Genomic DNA, 1,898 nt, shown 5'->3' with positions numbered 1-1,898 from the left:
TTGTCCTTCCTGGCGCATCCGGGCCACCACGTCGGGGTGGGGCTTGTACACCACGTACGCTTCCGGTTTGGCCTTGCGCACCGCTTGCAGCAGCCCTACGTTGGTGCGTAAACCAGGCGCCCCCAGAGCGATGGCCGCATCGCTTTCCACCTGTCCAGGCACCAGTACCACTCGGCGGGCGCCTGCAGGGCGCTGCCAGCCGCCATGACCCACGTTGTACTTGGTCACGCCATGCGCGATGATGCGCTCGCGCAAAGCGCGCGCGCGGGCCAGCAGCGCCTCGTCGAACTGCACGGTGGCCAGCAGGTGCTCCAGGTCCGACGGCGCACTGGCGTCGTAATAGAGGCCGCGTCCGTCCATCACCCACGACAGGGGGCGCACCAAATCGGCCCCCAGGCCCACCGAGCGCAAAAAACCGTCTTCCAGGCGCACCACGTCGATTTTTCGTTCTCGTGCTTCTGGTACCGGGCGACGCCCCCATACGGCCACGGTGGCCGCCATGGGCACCTGCTCAGCCCGCCTGACGAAGCGCACCTCGCTGCCGCCGAAGAAGGCGCGCACGATCGGTTTCTTCCAGCGCGAAAAGCCCAAAGCGTACACCTGCTGCGGAAACCGCTCGCGCATGCGGCGCTGCAAGGCCATCCAGCGCATCAAGCGCTCGGGCTCACAGCGCTGGCCGGTTTCCGGGTCAAGATAGCGTGGATACTCCACCAGGGCGGCGTGGACGAGGTCTTCCAGCGCCACAGGGCGGCGTCGCAACGGAGCAGGTTGTTCATCGGCCGTCAGCCCCCACCCGGCGTAAAACGGCATGCCGAAACAGCGCACCGGCCGCCCCCACAACAAGGCTTCGAAACCCAGCTGGGAAGTGACGGTGTACACTGCCTGCGCCCGCTCCAGCGCGCCGCAGGGGTGGGCGTCGGTGGCCAACACCGTCACCCGTGCGGCCTGGCCAGCCGTCAGTCCCTGGAAGTGCCCGCGCTTGCGCCCGGAGATCACATCCGGATGCACTTTCAGCATCACCGGCAGCGTGGGGTGCTCGTCCAACGCGGCTTCCAGCATGCGGGCAAAGTGCTGCGGCCCCGCCTGGCCGAAGGCGATGGAGGCATCGCCGAAGGTCTGGTCCACCACCAGCACGAAGGGCCCGCCCACCGGCAGCGGCACCTCGCGGGCGTGGTTGTATTTCGACAGCCGCCCCTCGCGCCACAGCGCCTGCAGCGCCCGTGCCCGTGCCCGGGCCCGCTGCGCTTCATCATGCGGGGCCAGCACCAAAGCCTCAAGCCGCGACGGGGTGCCGGCATCGTAATAAATGCCCAGGTCGTCCAGCACCAGCGACAACGGCGGGTCGGTGTGGCCCAGCCCCACCGAGCGCAAGAAGCCGTCCTCCACCCGCCACACCGGCAAACCGTGGCGGGCCGCGAAGGCCTCGGCCACACGGGCGCTGGGCTTGCGGCCCCAGGCCAGCACGCCGTCAAGTCCCCGCGGCGAGGGCCGGCGGCTCAGCCGTAGCTCGAAGTCATCGAGCAAGGCCGACAAAGTGCTTATACCTTTCATCCTCCTCGTGAGGATTGCCAATTTTCGAATGCGGTAATTGGTCGTCCCTGAAAAATTCATGTTCAAGCCGCCCGCAGGCCCAGCGGGGCCGGGTTGACGCCGCTGATGCCGGTTGGCCGCTGCGGGAGGAGCAAATGCCCAATCAACCGCACTGCGGCGATGAGGCGCAAAAAGACGCTCCTCAAGAAGGGCACGCCCTTCTTCGTGATCATGCGCAGCAGCCACTTGATGTTGTAGCCCGCCGCGCACAGCACCGCGTGCAGCCGGTCACCCTGCTCGCCCTTGAGGTGGCACCTGTCCATGCGGTGATCCTGCTTCAAGTGCCCGATGACCGGCTCGATGGCCTG

At 67.3% G+C, this 1,898-nt stretch carries 2 protein-coding genes; both read right to left on the bottom strand.

Going from position 1 to position 1,898, the window contains the following annotated elements; all coding sequences use genetic code 11:
• The coding region (locus ACK42S_RS17815; protein WP_409710772.1) for a capsular polysaccharide biosynthesis protein at positions 1 to 1,551 on the bottom strand (1,551 nt) is incomplete at its 3' end.
• 62 nt (positions 1,552 to 1,613) lie between these two features.
• Positions 1,614 to 1,898: transposase (locus tag ACK42S_RS17810; protein ID WP_409710769.1), on the bottom strand; the 285-nt coding region annotated here is incomplete at its 5' end.

This window comes from Caldimonas sp., from assembly GCF_046289365.1.
Lineage (GTDB): Bacteria > Pseudomonadota > Gammaproteobacteria > Burkholderiales > Burkholderiaceae_C > Caldimonas.
The sequence above is the reverse complement of the archived record's forward strand: the minus strand, read 5'-3'. Positions and strand labels throughout refer to the sequence as shown.